General features: G+C 36.2%; 19 protein-coding genes. 6 read left to right on the top strand and 13 right to left on the bottom strand.

Annotated features, from left to right (window positions below):
• The first annotated feature begins 114 nt into the window (after positions 1 to 114).
• Positions 115 to 387 (top strand): hypothetical protein, encoded by a 273-nt coding sequence (locus ABD792_RS05025; RefSeq protein WP_345004727.1) that lies wholly within the window; start codon positions 115 to 117, stop codon positions 385 to 387.
• Between the two features lie 5 nt (positions 388 to 392).
• On the top strand, positions 393 to 1,295 hold the full coding sequence (locus ABD792_RS05020) for a glycoside hydrolase family 18 protein (protein WP_345004726.1): 903 nt from the start codon (positions 393 to 395) through the stop codon (positions 1,293 to 1,295).
• A gap of 20 nt (positions 1,296 to 1,315) precedes the next feature.
• On the opposite strand, the gene ABD792_RS05015 is transcribed toward ABD792_RS05020, so the two are convergent.
• The 6 genes from ABD792_RS05015 to trmB all read right to left on the bottom strand — a co-directional run bounded on the left by ABD792_RS05015 (position 1,316) and on the right by trmB (position 5,016).
• Positions 1,316 to 1,648, bottom strand: coding sequence for a 2Fe-2S iron-sulfur cluster-binding family protein (locus ABD792_RS05015; RefSeq protein WP_345004725.1), 333 nt, complete (start codon positions 1,646 to 1,648; stop codon positions 1,316 to 1,318).
• A gap of 124 nt (positions 1,649 to 1,772) precedes the next feature.
• Complete coding sequence (locus tag ABD792_RS05010; protein ID WP_345004724.1) at positions 1,773 to 2,015, bottom strand: NifU family protein; 243 nt, start codon at positions 2,013 to 2,015, stop codon at positions 1,773 to 1,775.
• Positions 2,016 to 2,018: 3 nt separating this feature from the next.
• Positions 2,019 to 3,155 (bottom strand): Mrp/NBP35 family ATP-binding protein, encoded by a 1,137-nt coding sequence (locus ABD792_RS05005; RefSeq protein WP_345004723.1) that lies wholly within the window; start codon positions 3,153 to 3,155, stop codon positions 2,019 to 2,021.
• A gap of 223 nt (positions 3,156 to 3,378) precedes the next feature.
• A complete protein-coding gene (locus ABD792_RS05000; RefSeq protein WP_345004721.1) occupies positions 3,379 to 3,708 on the bottom strand; it encodes an MGMT family protein in 330 nt (109 codons plus the stop codon).
• A gap of 1 nt (position 3,709) precedes the next feature.
• The gene (locus ABD792_RS04995) at positions 3,710 to 4,339 is read right to left on the bottom strand and encodes a LysE family transporter (protein WP_345004720.1); all 630 of its coding nucleotides are present in this window, start codon (positions 4,337 to 4,339) and stop codon (positions 3,710 to 3,712) included.
• The gene (gene trmB, locus ABD792_RS04990; RefSeq protein WP_345004719.1) at positions 4,339 to 5,016 is read right to left on the bottom strand and encodes a tRNA (guanosine(46)-N7)-methyltransferase TrmB; all 678 of its coding nucleotides are present in this window, start codon (positions 5,014 to 5,016) and stop codon (positions 4,339 to 4,341) included. The genes ABD792_RS04995 and trmB overlap by 1 nt, the downstream gene beginning before the upstream one ends.
• Before the next feature lie 166 nt (positions 5,017 to 5,182).
• On the opposite strand from trmB, the gene ABD792_RS04985 reads away from it, so the two are divergent.
• Positions 5,183 to 6,238 carry a glycosyltransferase gene (locus ABD792_RS04985; RefSeq protein WP_345004718.1) on the top strand — a complete coding sequence of 352 codons (1,056 nt, stop codon included), beginning with the start codon at positions 5,183 to 5,185 and terminating at the stop codon, positions 6,236 to 6,238.
• Here ABD792_RS04985 and ABD792_RS04980 read toward each other — a convergent pair.
• Both ABD792_RS04980 and ABD792_RS04975 read right to left on the bottom strand, forming a co-directional pair.
• On the bottom strand, positions 6,212 to 7,255 hold the full coding sequence (locus tag ABD792_RS04980) for a sensor histidine kinase (protein WP_345004717.1): 1,044 nt from the start codon (positions 7,253 to 7,255) through the stop codon (positions 6,212 to 6,214). The genes ABD792_RS04985 and ABD792_RS04980 overlap by 27 nt on opposite strands.
• The gene (locus ABD792_RS04975) at positions 7,255 to 7,935 is read right to left on the bottom strand and encodes a response regulator transcription factor (RefSeq protein ID WP_345004716.1); all 681 of its coding nucleotides are present in this window, start codon (positions 7,933 to 7,935) and stop codon (positions 7,255 to 7,257) included. Before ABD792_RS04975 ends, ABD792_RS04980 begins: the two co-directional genes overlap by 1 nt.
• Before the next feature lie 206 nt (positions 7,936 to 8,141).
• On the opposite strand from ABD792_RS04975, the gene ABD792_RS04970 reads away from it, so the two are divergent.
• Complete coding sequence (locus tag ABD792_RS04970; protein WP_345004715.1) at positions 8,142 to 8,483, top strand: T9SS type A sorting domain-containing protein; 342 nt, start codon at positions 8,142 to 8,144, stop codon at positions 8,481 to 8,483.
• Positions 8,484 to 8,584: 101 nt separating this feature from the next.
• Entirely contained in the window at positions 8,585 to 9,565 is a 981-nt protein-coding gene (locus tag ABD792_RS04965) for a LuxE/PaaK family acyltransferase (RefSeq protein WP_345004714.1), read from the top strand.
• Between the two features lie 160 nt (positions 9,566 to 9,725).
• On the opposite strand, the gene tyrS is transcribed toward ABD792_RS04965, so the two are convergent.
• Entirely contained in the window at positions 9,726 to 11,021 is a 1,296-nt protein-coding gene (tyrS, locus tag ABD792_RS04960) for a tyrosine--tRNA ligase (protein ID WP_345004728.1), read from the bottom strand.
• Between the two features lie 146 nt (positions 11,022 to 11,167).
• Here tyrS and ABD792_RS04955 point away from each other — a divergent pair, with 146 nt between their 5' ends.
• Positions 11,168 to 12,178, top strand: a complete 1,011-nt coding sequence (locus ABD792_RS04955; protein ID WP_345004713.1) for an NAD-dependent epimerase/dehydratase family protein — start codon at positions 11,168 to 11,170, stop codon at positions 12,176 to 12,178.
• Here the strand turns inward: ABD792_RS04955 and ABD792_RS04950 are convergent.
• Genes ABD792_RS04950 through ABD792_RS04935 form a run of 4 tightly spaced genes read right to left on the bottom strand, consistent with a single transcriptional unit; the run spans position 12,162 to position 17,960 of the window.
• Complete coding sequence (locus ABD792_RS04950) at positions 12,162 to 12,665, bottom strand: DUF4296 domain-containing protein (RefSeq protein ID WP_345004712.1); 504 nt, start codon at positions 12,663 to 12,665, stop codon at positions 12,162 to 12,164. The two genes, ABD792_RS04955 and ABD792_RS04950, sit on opposite strands and share 17 nt — an antisense overlap.
• A complete protein-coding gene (locus tag ABD792_RS04945) occupies positions 12,662 to 14,008 on the bottom strand; it encodes a dihydroorotase (protein ID WP_345004711.1) in 1,347 nt (448 codons plus the stop codon). Before ABD792_RS04945 ends, ABD792_RS04950 begins: the two co-directional genes overlap by 4 nt.
• Positions 14,009 to 14,065: 57 nt before the next feature.
• Complete coding sequence (locus ABD792_RS04940) at positions 14,066 to 14,785, bottom strand: polyprenol monophosphomannose synthase (protein ID WP_345004710.1); 720 nt, start codon at positions 14,783 to 14,785, stop codon at positions 14,066 to 14,068.
• 28 nt (positions 14,786 to 14,813) lie between these two features.
• Positions 14,814 to 17,960 (bottom strand): efflux RND transporter permease subunit, encoded by a 3,147-nt coding sequence (locus ABD792_RS04935; RefSeq protein WP_345004709.1) that lies wholly within the window; start codon positions 17,958 to 17,960, stop codon positions 14,814 to 14,816.
• Positions 17,961 to 17,964: the final 4 nt, after the last annotated feature.

Here is a 17,964-nt window from a genome sequence, read left to right as displayed (position 1 = left end):
GCACAAAAGAGTATTGCCTTAGAGCATGTGTGTGAAAATTTTACCTAAAAGGTGTCCTTAACTGATAATTGCATAAAATATTGAAAATTAAATGTTTAACTTAAATTTATTCGTGTGAAATACTTAAAGCATTTTTTCATCGTAATTACTATATTATTATTTCTGAACTGCAATAAAACCAACTCTTCCCAAAATCATACTCCTTCAATTTTAGCTTACTATGTTCCTGATAACAAAATCCATCCAAAAGATCTTCCTTTAGATAAACTAACCCATATTGTATTCTCATTTACCAAGATAGTTGACAACGAAATGGTTTTTACAAATGATGCTTACGACAAAAACTTCGTGAGCTTGTTTCCGAAAGGAAAAAACACCCCAACCTAAAGATAATGGTTGCCTGTGGTGGTTGGGGAACAAAAGGATTCTCGAATATGGCATACACTTATGAGAACAGGCAAAGATTCATAAAAAGCATTATTAATTTTAATAAGGAGTACCAATTGGATGGTATTGATATTGATTGGGAATATCCGACCATTCCAGCTGCAAACACAAAAGCGCGACTAGAAGACAAACAAAATTTTTCGCTTTTAATAAAAGAACTAAGAGAAGCTTTAAATACCTTAAACAGAAAACAAACCTTAACATTTGCTTCTGCTGGATGGAAAAACTACTATAAAAATATAGAGCTCCAAGAGGTAATGCAATATGTAGATTACATACACATTATGACTTACGATCTTGTTGGCTCCTCGTCGCCATACACAGGTCACCATACTGCATTAGGACGAATTACATCGAAACATGTAAAAGAAACACCTGCGGACTCTATTATAAAAAGCAAAACACAAAAATCAACTTATGAATTAAATTCAGCAGAAATGATTGTTGAATACTGTTTAAATAATGGCGTTAGTACTAGACAAATTGTATTGGGCTCGGCATTTTACAGTCGCACCTGGAAAGGCGTCCCTTATAAAAACAATGGCCTTTACCAAACCAATAAAGGGGCATATGTTAATGCTATAACTTATAATGAAATCATTGCAAAATATGAGAAAAACAAAAACTTCAAAAAATATTGGGACACTGTAGCTAAAGCTCCATATTTATTCAATAAAAAAGACAGTATTTTTATAAGCTATGATGATACCCTATCTGTTAAACTAAAGACCTCTTATGTTAAAAAACTTGCATTAGGAGGCATTATGTTTTGGCAACTCAGTCAAGATACTCAAGACAGCAACAGTCTTTTAAGCGCTATCTATCGGGCTTCCTTAAAAGAACATTAAATCCTAGTTAACCTTCTAGATTAACTTTCAGGTGCCAATTCGACCTCTAAGCCTTCCATTTCTGGAGTAATGGGTATTTGACACCCCAATCTACTATTCTCCTTTACATCAAAGGCCTCAGATAGCATGGCTTCTTCATCATCACTCATCTCTGGCAATTCTGTATCGCTTAACACATAACACTGACAAGAAGCACACATTGCCATACCTCCACAAACACCTATGGTTCCTTCAGGAGCTAACTCGTACGACCTAACTACTTCCATAAGATTCATTGCCATATCGGTTGGAGCAACAACATCGTGTGCTACACCATCTCTGTCTATAATTTTAATATTAACGTCCTGATCCATTATTTAATTTCTTTTCGTATACTTAATTTAATATTTATTACCATAAAATTAATTCATGGCAACGTGATGTGCTTTTATAAGTTATAATTTATGGGAATTTTCAAGGAGTTTAAAACTAGAATTATTAAACCTCAATATTAATAACCTGTTCAATTTGTGGCGCATATTTTTTGATGGTCATTTCGACCCCTGATTTAAGTGTCATTTGATTGACACTACATCCTACACACGCCCCTTGAAGCTGAACTTTTACCAATGAATCATTTTCAATGGATAATAATGATATATCGCCACCATCACTTTGTAGAAATGGACGGATCTCATCTAAGGCCTTTTCAACATTTAGTCTTAATTCTTCTGAAGTCATCTACTATTTTTTAACTGCTGAGCAACCAGCCATTGTTGTAATTTTAATTGCTTCGGTTGGAGGTAAACTATCATTTCGTCTTACAACTTCCTGCACCACATTTTGAGTTAATCCTTCAAAAGCATGCTCTAAGGGTGTAGCTGTTTGTAAGGCTGCTGGACGCCCAACATCGCCTGCTTCACGAATACTTTGCACCAACGGAATCTCTCCTAAAAAGGGAACTTTAAGATCTTCGGCTAAGTTCTTAGCGCCTTCTTTTCCAAAGATATAATATTTATTATTTGGCAACTCATCGGGTGTAAAATAAGCCATGTTTTCCACAAGACCTAAAACTGGGACATTAATACTCTCCTGCTGAAACATAGCTACACCTTTTTTAGCATCGGCTAAAGCTACATTTTGAGGTGTACTAACCACCACTGCTCCTGTAATAGGAAGCGATTGCATAATACTTAAATGTATATCTCCTGTTCCTGGTGGCAAATCGATTAGCATAAAATCAAGTTCTCCCCAATGGGCATCAAAAATCATTTGATTTAGGGCTTTTGCCGCCATTGGACCTCTCCAAACAACAGCCTGATTGGGCTTAGTGAAAAATCCGATAGAGAGTACCTTAACGCCATAATTTTCAACAGGTTTCATTTTAGACTTCCCATCTATATTGACTGCAAGAGGTCTTTCTCCTTCTACATCGAACATAATAGGCACTGAAGGCCCATAAATATCGGCATCAAGAATCCCTACTTTAAAGCCCATTTTGGCTAAGCTCACTGCTAAATTTGCAGTAACAGTAGATTTCCCAACACCTCCTTTTCCTGAAGCTACTGCCACAATATTCTGTATACCGGGCACAGGCTTCCCCTTTATTACGTTTTTAGCTGCCTGAGCTGGCGCGTCAACTTTTACATTAACTGTTATTTTTGCCTTTTCATAAACCTGCTCGTGTATTGTTTTTAAAACATCTACTTCGGTTCGCTTTTTTGCTTGTAAACTTGGGTTTTTTATGGTTATATCTACAATAACCTCATCTCCAAAAGTTACAACGTTTTTTACAGCACCACTTTCTACCATGTTTTGCCCTTCTCCAGGCACCGTAATAGACTCAAGTGCTTTTAATATATCTTTTTTATTAAGCTTCATTTTTTGAGATAATGTAAACCAATTCAGAACAACTGCACTCTAATTAGTTTTCTTTCAATTATTAAGAATCATTCTAAGATGCAAATATATGTAATAAAGCTGGAAGACAGAAGGCAGGAGTTAAAAGTTTTATTGATGTAAATATTTGTAAAATTTATCGAACTAAAGAAGTATTTAATCTTTTTCACTAAGAAGAAAACCAACTACATTTGATATTACATTGTTAAAGTTCCTTAGCTGGATCCCAAAACACCTTATTAAAGTCTTGAACTTGATTATCTACAACTGCTACTCCTTCACTTTCCAGCAGTTGCTGCATAAGATTAGTGCCCTCAAAATGATGCTTTCCGGTAAGCAAACCTTTTCTATTAACTACACGATGGGCCGGCACATTTTTCCCTGCTGATCCGTTCATAGCGTAACCAACCATTCGGGCACTCCTAGATGCCCCTAGGTAATTTGCTATAGCGCCATAGCTTGTAACCCTTCCATAAGGGATTTGCCGAGTCACTTTATATACTTTACCAAAAAAGCTTAAGGTTTCCGGCTTCATTTTATAGTTCTTTAATGATATTGATTAAAGTGACTATTGAGATAACACCAGTAATACTTCCTATAAGGTAATTCATGCTCTTTTGCGACGTTATGGGTTTGTCTTTAATTTTATCGAAGAAAAAAATATAAACATATAGCATCACAAAGGTTCCCATAGCTGCTCCTGCCACATATGATATAATACTTGTTTGATCAAACTTCAACCAACCAAAAGAGGCCAAAGTAACTGTCATATAAGCTTGATACGGAATAGGAAACACATTAATACTGGACAGAAATAAACCTTGAAAAAAACGGCTATGTTTACTTCGCACACGGGGCTCAATTTGTTGTTTAGGTTGTTTTTTTGCTATGAGCAGAAAATATATCGTTATTAAAACAAAAATTACAAAAGCCACTCGCTGGAGGACATCTACTATCTCCAAATGATTACTTAAATACCGAGCAAAAATAGCCGCTACATAGGTTTGGATAATTACAATTAAGCATACTCCAACCGAAAACACGATACCTCTAACATGCCCTTCTTTTAAACTTATTTTGGCCGCAGTCATGTTAAGTAGCCCTGGAGGGATAACACCAATAAGTGCAATAATCAATCCTAAGAAAAAAACAAATGTTAAATTCACTAAGCCTTAATTTTGAATCTAATATACGTAATTGATTTTTCTTGCTCTAAGTATTGCGTTTCGTAAAAGGTTTGTACGCTCGTAACATCTTCGGGGCTCCCTTCCAGCTTATACACATTATGGTTGGCATACAACACCTCGTGTCCCGCTCCATGTAACAAACCTAAGGTATAACCGTGCATAAACTCACTATCTGTTTTTAAATTAACAACGCCTTCAGGTTTTAATATTTTTTTATAACGTTCCAAAAATGCAGCATTGGTCATACGGTGTTTTGTACGTTTATATTTTATTTGGGGATCTGGAAAAGTAATCCAAATTTCATCTACTTCATTTTCTGCAAAGGCATACTCTATAAGCTCTATCTGTGTCCTCAAAAATGCCACATTAGCAATTTCGTCTTCAATAGCTGTCTTGGCTCCTCTCCAAAACCGCGCTCCTTTTATGTCTATTCCAATAAAGTTTTTATCTGGATACTTTTTAGCCAATGCAATAGAGTACTCTCCTTTACCACAACCCAACTCCAAAACCAAAGGATTTTCATTCTTAAAAACTACTGTATTCCAATTACCTTTTAATGTGAATTCTTCACCAACCAATTCATCTCTTGTTGGCTGATAAACATTTCCAAAAGTTTCATTTTCCCTAAATCTCTTAAGCTTGTTCTTACTTCCCACTTTTATTTAAAATTTTGGTAAAATTAAGGAAATATATGAGAGCGTATATATGCTTATCTTTGAATTCGGCAAAAAGTCACATAAAGCGTTATTAAAAGACACTTTGTACTCCATAACCAAAAAATTCTATATAGAGAAAGATTAAAAAGGGATTGTAAATAGTGCAATGGAAAAACGAATTTTAGTAGCTCCACTATATTGGGGGTTAGGACATGCAACACGCTGCATCCCTATCATTAAAGCTTTGTCCAATTATGGCTATACTCCTATACTAGCCAGTGATGACAATGCGCTATTGCTTCTAAAAAAGGAATTCCCTAATCTTATAGCAATTGAACTGCCTGCATATAATATAACTTATCCCAAAAACGGAAAACATTTTAAGCTAAAAATTCTTAAAACAACACCTCAACTAATAAAAGCTATTAATGCTGAGAAGCAAATTGTTGATCAAATTGTTGATACTTTCAATATAAAGGGCATTATTTCCGACAATAGACTAGGCGTTTATAGCAAAAAAGCCCCTTCTGTTTTTATAACACATCAACTAAATGTTTTGAGTGGTTATACGACTTGGTTTAGCACGAAAATACACCAACATTTTATTAAAAAGTTTGACTCGTGTTGGGTGCCTGACACTAAGGAAAATATTAACTTAAGTGGAAAGTTGGGACATCCTAAAACATACGAGATACCTACACAGTACATAGGGCCTTTAAGTCGTTTTGAGAAGAAGGGCACTTCAATAGTCAACAACATTCTAGTGCTTCTTTCTGGACCAGAACCACAACGTTCTATTTTAGAAGGCATTCTTTATAGTGCTTTGAACAATTACAATGGCAGGGTGGTTTTTGTAAAGGGTATTATGGAAAAAGAACAAACAGTAGATACAACAAAAAACATGACTGTTTATAATTTTATGACTTCTGATCTGTTGGAAAAAACCATAAATGAAAGTAAATTAATAATAGCCAGATCTGGATATACCACTATTATGGACTTGGCTAAACTTAATAAACATGCTTTTTTTATACCAACTCCGGGACAAACGGAACAGGAGTATTTAGCCAAACGCCTAAGTGACCAAGGCTTAGCTGCCAGTTGTAGTCAAGAATCGTTTACACTAGATAAAATTAAAGGGGCATCAACTTATAAGGGGTTAAGTTCTATTAAACACAAAACCGATTTCGTCGAATTATTCGGCCTTTTCGAGCGTAAATGAGAATTCACTACCTACACCAAACTCGCTTTCTACATATATCTTTTCTCCATGTGCTTCTATAATATGCTTTACTATAGAAAGTCCTAGCCCGGAACCGCCTTCTTTTCTTGATCCACTTTTATCTACTCTGTAGAAACGCTCGAATAGGCGCGGCAAATGTTTTTCTTCAATACCTTCTCCGTTATCGGTAACCCGTATAATTACCTTGTTCTTTATAAGGTTTTCGATACTTACTTCTGTAGTCCCCTTTTCTCTACCATATTTTAAAGAGTTAACTATAAGATTCACCAATACCTGCTGAATGCGTTCTTTATCAGCTTTAATCAATACAGGCTTAGGATAATCGGTATCAAAGGTTAATGTTATTTTTTTTTTGTTAGCTTTCATTTCTAACATTTCAAAAACACTTTCCACCAATTCAACAATATCGAATTCTACAATATTTAGACTTAAATCACCTGTTTCCAGCTTAGTGATCATATCTAAATCTTTAATAATATAACTCAATCGCTCTACACCTTTACTAGCACGTTCTAAGTATTTTTCCCTAATGTTCTTATCGTCCATAGCACCATCTAACAAGGTTAAGATATAGCCTTGAACGGTAAACAATGGGGTTTTTAATTCGTGAGAAACGTTCCCCAAAAATTCTTTTCTGTATTTCTCCCGTATTTTTAGCGCTTCTATTTCTAATTTTTTATCACGGGCAAACCTATCTATTTCATGAGTAAGTGTTCGCATATCGGTAGTTATAGGCCCCTTGCTAAAGCTAGTTGACTCCAATAGTGTCAGGTCATCGTATATCTTTTTTATACGCTTGTAAATAAATCGTTCGACCCTAAACTGAATTACGAAAAATGAGAACACATATGCCATAATAGCGAAAACAATTACAGCACCCCATTTAAACTCAAAAAAATAGTATAAAAAAACACTCGTTAAGAGCGTTATAAAGAGTGTAATATAAAACGATGTTTTAATTGCAAACTTGTATGATCTTTTAAACTTTGCCCGCATCAATCAACAAACTTATAACCAACACCTTTTACTGTTTTAAAACTATCATCGCCTATTTTTTCGCGTAGTTTACGAATATGTACATCTATAGTTCTCCCTCCAACAACTACTTCATTACCCCACACTGTATCAAGAATATCTTCACGCTTAAATACTTTTCCTGGCTTTGATGCCAATAAAGATAACAATTCAAATTCTTTTCTTGGCAAGACAATCTCTTTTCCTTTTAAAATAATCTTATATTCGTCTCTATCAATAACCAAGTTGCCTAATTTTACAGTAGTATCTTTTTCCTCTTGCTTGAAGCGTCTTAGTAAGGCTTTTACTTTACTAACCAACACCTTAGGCTTTATAGGCTTTGTTATATAATCATCTGCACCCGCATCAAAACCTGCTACTTGTGAATAATCTTCTCCTCTGGCTGTTAAAAATGTAACGATTGTATTTTTTAACTCTGGATGTTTTCTAATAAGTTCGCAAGCTTCAATACCGTCCATCTCTGGCATCATCACATCCAAAATGATTAAATGAGGGAGTTCTTTCTTTGCTTTTTTTACACCTTCATGACCATTTTCTGCAGTAATTACCTGATATCCTTCATTTGATAAGTTATACCCCACTATCTCTAAAATATCAGGCTCATCATCCACTAGAAGTATTTTAATATCCTTTTCAGTCATTTCGTTGATAATTAATTTATTCTTTATTTTTTTGAAGTAAAGATAAAACTAATAACACAATTCTATTAAAATCACATAATTAATAACGTTACCATAACACACAACTTACACAAAGGTAACCTTTCGACAAACCGCAAAAATCTTTAACACTTTTTTGGTATAACTTTTGTGTAAATTTAGTACATTTATATTGTTGAATAGAAACTATGCAAAAAAATTACTTTTTTATTTTATTAATTATCCTAGCATGCTTTACAACCCAGTTTGGGTTTTCCCAAAGCAATGCTACAAAACCTTCTATTCATCAAAACATTGATGGGCTTTCTATATATCCTAACCCTGTTAGTAACGGAAAAACCTTTATATATATTACATCTAAAAAAAATTTAACTAAGAAAGTTCAGTTTTTTAACGTATTGGGAAAACAAATTTACGTTACTATGCTAACTGGTAAAGAATTAAACATCTCCCGTTTCAACAAAGGTGTTTACATTTTAAAAATAACTGAGGGAACCATTAGTGAAACCAGAAAATTAATTATAAAATAAATTTCTAAACATATAGCTTAAAGCGTTACCATTATGGTAGCGCTTTTTATTTTATATACTTTTGTGTAACATTACGAAATATCCAACCTATTTGGTCTTTAATGATAGACTTTAAAAACATTTTTAATATTAAATCTGAAGCTGATTTTGAAACATGCGCCTTACAGGTTTTTAACTTTCAGTTTAACAACAACAAAATATACCGTTCATTTTGTGATTTACTATTTAAGCACCCGGCAGATGTAAAGACCATTCGGGACATTCCATTTTTACCCATACATTTCTTTAAAACACATGCTATAATAAGCAATAAGGCTACTACTCAAACTATTTTTACAAGTTCAGGGACTACTGGCAGTAGGGTTAGCAAACATCATGTAACAGATTTGAGTATTTATAAAGAGAGTTTCACAAAGGGATTTCAACAGTTTTATGGAAGCATAGACGATTATGTAATCCTAGCCTTGTTACCTTCTTATTTAGAACGAGAGGGTTCTTCATTAATATACATGGTTAACGACTTGATTAAAGGATCTAACCATAAAGAAAGTGGTTTCTATTTACATAACATCTCGGAATTAACACAAACTATCGAAACACTGGAAGCTAAAGGAAGAAAAACGCTTCTCATTGGTGTTTCTTTTGCTCTTTTAGACTTGATCGAAACGCACCAATTTAAGCTCAATCATACGATCGTTATGGAAACGGGCGGCATGAAAGGGCGCAGAAAAGAGCTGATTAGGGAAGAATTGCACGATATTCTTAAATCTGGTTTTAGTGTAGATACGATACATAGTGAATATGGCATGACCGAGTTATTAAGCCAAGGATATTCCAAAGGCAATGGTTTATTTAATTGTCCGCCCTGGATGCGTATTTTAGTACGTGAAACTGAAGACCCATTAAGCATTCAAGATTTTGGCAAGACAGGGGGCATAAATGTCATTGATCTTGCTAATGTTAATTCTTGTTCCTTTATTGCAACACAAGATTTAGGACGCAGTTATAAAGACGGAAGTTTTGAAGTTATTGGTCGTTTTGACAACTCAGATATTCGTGGGTGCAACCTAATGGTCCTTTAAGCAACTTATACATTTAAATTTAAGCAAAAAAAAATCTTCTTTCTGTTAGGTTTATAAAACCTATACGACGAATTTAATGCTATAAAAAGAAAAATTTGATTTTTATTTTTAGTTGGTTGGTTAAGCTATGGGCCTGATTCTTAGATCAGGCTCATTACTTTTATACGACCCTTAATAGGAAATAATTTTTCTTTCCTCGTTGCAGCAACACAAACTTACCATTAATCAAGTGGTTAACAGTGATACTATAACCTTCTTTTACCTTTTCTTTATTTACAGAAATAGAGTTCTCTTTTAAAGCACGTCTCGCCTCGCCATTAGATTTCAAAAAACCTCCTTTTTCGGCCAGGGCGCCAATAACATCTAACCCTGCTTCAATTTCGGACTTTGCTATCTCGGTTTGGGGCACACCTTCGAATACATCCAAAAAGGTCTTTTCGTCTAACTGCCTTAAATCCTCACTAGTGGACTTGCCAAAAAGAATCTCACTTGCCTTAATAGCATTTTCTAAATCTTCCTTAGAATGCACCATCGTTGTTATTTCTTCAGCCAATCGTTTTTGTAAAGCACGTAAATGTGGAGCTTCACGGTGTTCTAGAACTAAGGCTTCTATTTCCGACCTTGTTAAAAAGGTAAATATTTTAATATATTTTTCGGCATCAATATCACTTGTATTCAACCAATACTGATAGAATTTGTACGGGGATGTCCTTTCGGCATCTAACCAAATATTACCTCCTTCGGTTTTACCAAACTTTGTCCCGTCGGCTTTTGTTATTAGCGGCCAAGTTAAGGCATATCCTTTTCCTCCATCAATACGACGAATAAGCTCGGCACCAGTAGTTATATTTCCCCATTGGTCACTACCCCCCATTTGAAGTGTACACTGTTTATCTCTATATAGATGTAAAAAATCGTAACCTTGAACCAACTGATAGGTGAATTCTGTAAAGCTCATACCTACCGAAGACTCAGAGGATAGGCGTTTTTTAACAGAATCTTTTGCCATCATATAATTTACTGTAATGTGTTTTCCAACATCACGAATAAACTCCAAAAACGAAAATGATTTCATCCAATCGTAGTTATTTACTATAACGGCAGCATTTTCGGCATCACTGTCAAAATCTAAAAAGCGCGCCAACTGTTCTTTAATGGCATTTTGATTATGTAACAGTGTTTCTTCATTAAGCAAATTACGCTCTGCCGATTTTCCAGAAGGGTCACCAATCATACCAGTTGCACCGCCTACAAGAGCCACAGGTTTATGTCCTGATAACTGAAAATGTTTAAGCCCCATAACACCTACCAAATGCCCAATATGCAACGAATCGGCGGTAGGATCAATACCAACATAGGCCATACGCATTGTTTCCATTAAATGTGCTTCAGTTCCAGGCATACTATCTTGTATCATGCCTCTCCACGTTAATTCTTCAACAAAATTCTTCATCAGTATATATTTTAGTAAACTACCTCGAAGTAATCCAACGAGGTATTTATAGAAACCATTTTAATCTCGATTATCGAGTAAACTTTGGCAAAGATAAAAATCAATGTATAATTACTCATGCATTATGAATAATTCTTTACTTTAGTCGCATGATTTTAGTAACAGGTAGCACTGGCTTAGTGGGTTCGCATTTGCTTTATAAGCTTATAAGTGGCAACGAAAAAGTACGAGCCATCTATAGGAATAAAAGCAAACTAACTAACGTAAAACATGTTTTTTCTTCTTATACAAAAAACTACCAATCGCTTTTTGATGCTATTGAGTGGGTTGAAGCTGATATTTTGGACATAGACCGATTGTCTGATACTATGGTTGGTATAACTTATGTATACCATTGTGCAGCTTTTGTGTCTTTTGAACCTGACAAATACCAACTGTTGAGAAAAGTAAACATTGAAGGTACCTCTAATATTGTAAATCTTTGCCTATCGCATAATATCAAGAAACTTTGCTACGTAAGTTCCATTGCAACCATAGGCCACTCTATAGACAACTCGCCTATTACTGAAAATACCAATTGGAACCCTGAAGCGGACAACAGTGTATATGCGATAACAAAATATGGAGCCGAAATGGAGGTTTGGCGTGCTACACAAGAAGGCTTAAATACAGTTATAGTTAATCCAGGCGTTATATTAGGAGCTGGCATTTGGCATTATGGCAGTGGTAGTTTGTTTAAAAAAGCACGTAAAGGTTTTAAATTTTACACATCTGGTAATATAGGGCTTATTTCTGTTAAAGATGTTGTTTCTATTATGGTGGCACTTTTAAATAGCACTATTGTAAACGAACGTTTTATTCTAATAGCAGAGACTTGGTCCTATCAAAATTTCTTGCAATCTTTGGCAAAATCTGTCGATGCAAAAATACCACTAAAACAAGCTCCTTCTTGGCTATTGGGCTTAATATGGCGTTTGGATTGGTTAAAAAGCAAACTAACTGGCAAACAAAGATTGTTAACCAAACAGTTGGCCACATCATTACAATCGCAAAAACACTATAGTAGCGAAAAAATTAAAAAGGCATTAAATTATAATTTCAGATCTATAAACGAATGTATTATTGAGATTGGCAATAAGTTTATTAAACAGGATCAATAAGTACGCCTTCGTCTTCTTTTTTCTTTTCGACAGGTTTCTTTCTAGTGGCATTTGTTGCAGAATCCTTTAATTTTTTCTTTGTCCTCTCGATAGAATCTTTCGCCTTTTTCTCCTTAAGTTCCCGTTCTGTCTCTTCTTTTAAAAGTGCCTCGTATGTTTTCTTTAATGTATTTAAACTGTCTTCAACTTTTTTATAAATCTCATCATAATCTTCAATGTGAAACGTGTAATATTCATTACTCAGTGCAAATTGCAGACTATCAATATTGTATTTAGTAAACACATAGGCCTCCGCGTCAATACCTTTCTCGTCTAATATTCTTTTGTTTTTACCGGTAGTCGAAGATAATAATTTAAGATCTAAAAGAATATTAACCATTTTATCTTTAGAAATTAAATGTTTAGGCTTTTTAGGAGCCTTGTACTTATAACATGCCGCTACAAACAGCACAATTCCCAGATATAATATTATACGCTTAAAACTCATCTATTAAAAGTTAATCGCTTGGCAGCCTTTACATTTGTGAATTTAGCATTTTGGTACACCAAACTACCATTAACAAAAGTATGTGTTATCCTTGATTTGAACGTAGTACCTTCAAACGGCGACCAGCCACATTTATACAAAATATTATCTTTTTTAACAGTCCAGGGATTATTAAGATCTACCATCACCAAATCGGCAAAGTACCCTTCTTTGATATACCCGCGTTTTTCAATTTCAAATAATATTGCTGGATTATGACACATTTTTTCAACAATCTTTTCTATTGAAATTTTACCCCTATGGTACATTTCCAAAATTGCAGGCAACGCATGCTGAACTAAAGGCCCTCCTGAAGGCGCTTTGGTATAAACGTTGTTTTTTTCATCAATAGTATGTGGTGCATGATCTGTAGCTATAACATCTATTCTATCATCCAACAAAGCTTTCCACAGTGTATCTCGATCGCTTTTTGTCTTTACCGCTGGATTCCATTTTATCAGTGTTCCCTTATTTTCATAATCAGCATTTGTAAACCATAAATGATGTACACAAACTTCAGCCGTTATCTTCTTATCTTTTAATGGAATCTTATTAGAGAACAACTCGGTTTCTTTTCCTGTTGACAAATGAAACACGTGTAGCCTGGCACCTGTTTTCTTTGCCAATTCAATCGCTTTTGAAGATGACAAGTAACAAGCTTCTTCACTTCTAATATTAGGATGGTATTTAATAGGTATGTCGTCTCCAAACTTTTCTTTGTAGGCTTCAAAATTTGCCCTGATAGTTGCTTCGTCTTCACAGTGTACTGCGATCAACAAATTGGTTTTAGAGAAAATATTTTCCAAGACTTCAGGATTATCAACTAGCATATTTCCTGTCGACGACCCCAAGAACAACTTTAAAGCAGCAACATTCTTGGCATCTACTTTTAAAATTTCATCTAAATTATCGTTGGTCCCTCCAAACATAAAGGAATAATTGGCCCAAGATGTTTGTGCTGCTATTTCGAACTTTTCTTCTAATTTATCTATGGTAGTTGTTTGCGGATTGGTGTTGGGCATTTCTATAAAGGATGTTATTCCTCCTGCTATGGCTGCCTTTGATTCGGTTTCAATATTGGCCTTATGGGTCAACCCTGGCTCTCTAAAATGCACTTGATCGTCTATAACACCTGGCAAAATGCACTTCCCTTCGGCGTCTATAATATGCACATCTGACGATTTGGCACTAATGGAATCACTCACCTCCTTTATATACTCGCCCTCTATTAATATATCTCCTTTAAAAACGGAGCCTTCATTTACAATATTCGCGTTTTTAATTAATGTTGTTTTCAGTTTCATCTTCTTCTTTAATAATTACCTTGTTCCTTTCAACCAATTACCATACCGTTTTACAGGCTAACTTTTAAATAAACTTTTTAACTTCATAGAAATAACCCCAAAAATAGCTTCAGAAATAATACCAGAACTCAACTTGGACTCTCCTTTTGTACGGTCTGTAAAGATAACCGGAACTTCCACAATATTAAACTTCTTTAAAAAGGCTTTAAACTTCATTTCAATCTGGAATGCATAGCCTACAAACTTAACCTTATTTAAATCTATAGTCTCCAACACGTGGCGTTTATAACATACAAAACCGGCTGTTGTGTCATGAATGTTCATTCCTGTAATAAGTCGCACATATTTTGAGGCCATATAGGACATCAGCACACGACTCATGGGCCAATTAACTACATTAACTCCTGTTATGTACCTTGAGCCTATAGATACATCGGCTCCATCAACACAAGCCTTATGTAAACGAATCAAGTCTTTGGGGTCATGCGAGAAATCGGCATCCATTTCAAAAACATACGCATAATTTTTGTTGAGACTCCATTTAAATCCATGAATGTAAGCTGTTCCTAATCCCGACTTTTCTTTACGGCTTTCTAAAAACAACCTGCTTGAAAACTCCTTTTGTAATTCTTTAACTTTTAGAGCCGTAAGATCTGGCGAATTATCATCGACGATAAGAATATGAATATGGTCCGATTGAGAGAATACTGCTTTAATAATAGCTTCTATATTCTCTATTTCATTGTATGTTGGAATGATAACAACCGTATCTTGCATCCGCTAATTTAATTGAAAACGTAAAATTTTAGGCAAATGTACATTTTTTTACAATCCTTATTGGCAAATAAAAATATATTCCTATCAATGAAAACACCAATCCTCCAATAGCCCCCACGGCAAACGAAAACCAAAAAGCTTCGTTCTGTCCATGCCAAACAAAGGGGATGAGTCCCACCACGGTAGATACAATAGTTAAAATCACAGGAATGATCTTATAATTAAAAGCTTTGAAATACAATTTTTGTGTATTTCTATTGGGATATTGCTTCCTTAAATTGTTATAATCATTAATAATAAACAAGGCTGAATTGACACTAATGCCACATAGCAGAATAAAGGAGGCATAACCGCCTTGGTCAAAGTTAAAATCGAACAGGTAAAAGGTCAAGAATACACCAATAAAGGATAAGGGGATCATGCTAATGATGGCAAAGGGCTGCCTTAACGATTCCAATAGTATACTACAGATAAAGAAAATAATAAAGATCACAACGAACAAGTAATAATACTGTTTGGAATCCTTTTTGTTCCAGCCCCTGTAAGACTGCTGCAAAACCCGATAGCCTATGGGTAGCTTGGCTTCCAGTTCTTCAACGTTGCGCTCCCTTACCTTTTGGGCCAGAGGCTGCGTTCCTAAAAAATCATAGGCTACCGTCAACTGATATTGTTGGTTGTTCTTTTCGATACTATTCCCAGACTTCCGTTTTTTTATTGTAGCCAGTTGGCCCAGCTTATATTGCTTGTTGTTAATGGGGATCGGGGTATGCTTTAAATCCCACACATTGAATTTCTGATAATTGTCAGAGACCAGTTTTACCTGTTGCATTTCATGGTCTTGTACTATGGAGGCTACGTTGCCCGAGTGCACTTGGTTTTTAAGATAACCGTAAAGTTGATTTTGGGAGACATTGGCCAAGGCCAATCGTTCTCGGTCGAAATCCAAAACGTACTCGTTCAGGCTATTGCTACCCCAGCGGCCACTGGTAATCTCCACATCCTTGACACGTCCGTTCGAATTTGCTTCTAATTGTTGTTTTAACAGCTCGGCATATCCATACAGGTTATCGTAATTATAGCCTTCCAGGGTAATACGGTTACTTTTATACCCTGTCCCAAGAGCATTGGAAAATCCCCGTCCCACGCCACTGACCGTCCAGTCCAAACCGCCCAGACTGATCGATTTGGACTCCAACATACCCTTGAGGGTATAGGGAAAGGCTCCAAATTCATACGCGTCCTTAAAGTAAATCGTAATACTGGAGCTTTTAGGACTGTTAACACGTGTTTCGTACAAGGATACCTCCCCAAACTGTCCGATATAGTTTTCCATTTTCAGGACCACGTCATTGAGCTGTTCTATGGTACAGCCATCGGGCATGCTTCCCGTAACCCGTAACGTGGTACGCTCGGGCTCACTGTAATAGGAGCTTTCAAACACCTCTTCGGTAAACAGCCGCAGAGAACCACCCAACACTTTTTCCAAATGGGGACGCAGCTCGGTGTTGTACCATTCTGCTCCCAGGGTTTTATTGTACAATGTTGTCCACATGCCATCTCCTTTTAGTTCTTTGGGCAGCAAATGGATGGGTAGTCCAAAGCCGAGTATAAACAACAGCACAAAGACCCACTTAAATTTCGGCTTTCGCATCCAGCCTATGGCATTGGCATAGCGTTTTGTAAACCTGACAACTCGTCGTTTACGCTTTCTTGAAAAAAGGATGCGCTTTTTCTCCAGATGCATTTTCTCCAAAAGGGCCGGCACATAATACAACGAAATGAACAGAGAAACACCTATGTTAATAGCGATGACCAATGCAAAATCCCAAAGGTTTAAACGTTGGTTCTCTTCCAACAGGAAAATCACCATGAGCGCCCCAATGGTAGTTAGGGTGGCCGCCAATATAGCCAGAAATGCTTTTTTATCCCCTTTGTTACGGACATGATCTATCATGATGATGCTGTTGTCTATAATAATCCCAAAGGAAATGGTAATACCGGCAAAGGAATAGAGCTGCAGCTGTACATCTAGGGCATAAAAAAAGATAACAGCTATGAGCAGGTTGGTAATAATACTCAAAAACAATACGGTTAAATACTTAAGGCTCCGGTTTATCAGGACGATCAGAACCAGTAAGATAAGAAAAGAAAACAGGGTGCGCTTTTGTATTTTTTGGAGTTCTTCTGTAATAAACTCTGTGGTGTCCTGGGTCATCTTTAGGGTATACCCCGCCGGGAGTCCTTTTTTTAAATCATCGACCGTAGCCCTTACCGTTTTGGCCAGATCGATGGTATTCACCCCTTTTTCGGCATACACCACCATATTAACGGTGTTAAGGCCGTTGACCCTGTAATAGGCACTAACCTTGCCTTCCCTGTAATTTACTTTGGCGATGTTGTTTAAATAGATGATCCGATTGCTGAGTTTCTTTACCGGGATATGTTCCCAATCGATAGCACCCTCGGGCTTATATGCCAGTACTACGGCTATCTCCTGGTCAGCACTGTGGTTATCCGATTGGATCAGGACATTGCCCAATTCGCGTGCTTTTAAATAGGTCTCGACAGCGTTTTGAATATCACTAGCGGACAGGTGTAATTGGAGCAGCTTTTTAGTGTCATACTCGATGACCCACTCATAAGGGACCGCCCCATAGACATCCACCTTATTAACTCCATTTAAAGTGGTCAATTTTGGGAGGATATGACTTTCGGTAAACTTTTTGATGTAATAAGGGCTTTCGCTGGCATTGACACTATAGGACACAATGGGCGCCATATTCTCGTTGGCACTGCTCTTGGATAAAGAGGGATAGCTGACCCCTTCGGGCAGTTCGGAGTAGCTTTGACGGATTAGATTGGCCACTTCAAAACGAATAGCGTCCATTTCCACATGCTTTTTAAAGTCCATGGAAATAGAACCGCTTCCCTTTCGGGAGGTCGAACGAATATTTTTAATGCCCTTAACGGTATTGAACATCCCCTCCAGTTTGGAAGTGACTTCCTGCTCCATCACCTTTGCCGAGGCATCTTGCCAACTAAAAAACACACTTAGGGATTTATTGCTGCGTGTTGGGGTTAATTGGACACTCAGCAAGGGGATGAGACTTGCCCCGATGATGGTCAGGCAGATAAAAATGATTAATATGGTAAATGAGGATAGTTTTCGTTCCACGATT

This window comes from Snuella lapsa (assembly GCF_039539345.1).
GTDB lineage: Bacteria > Bacteroidota > Bacteroidia > Flavobacteriales > Flavobacteriaceae > Snuella > Snuella lapsa.
This window is presented reverse-complemented; position numbering and strand designations above follow the sequence as displayed.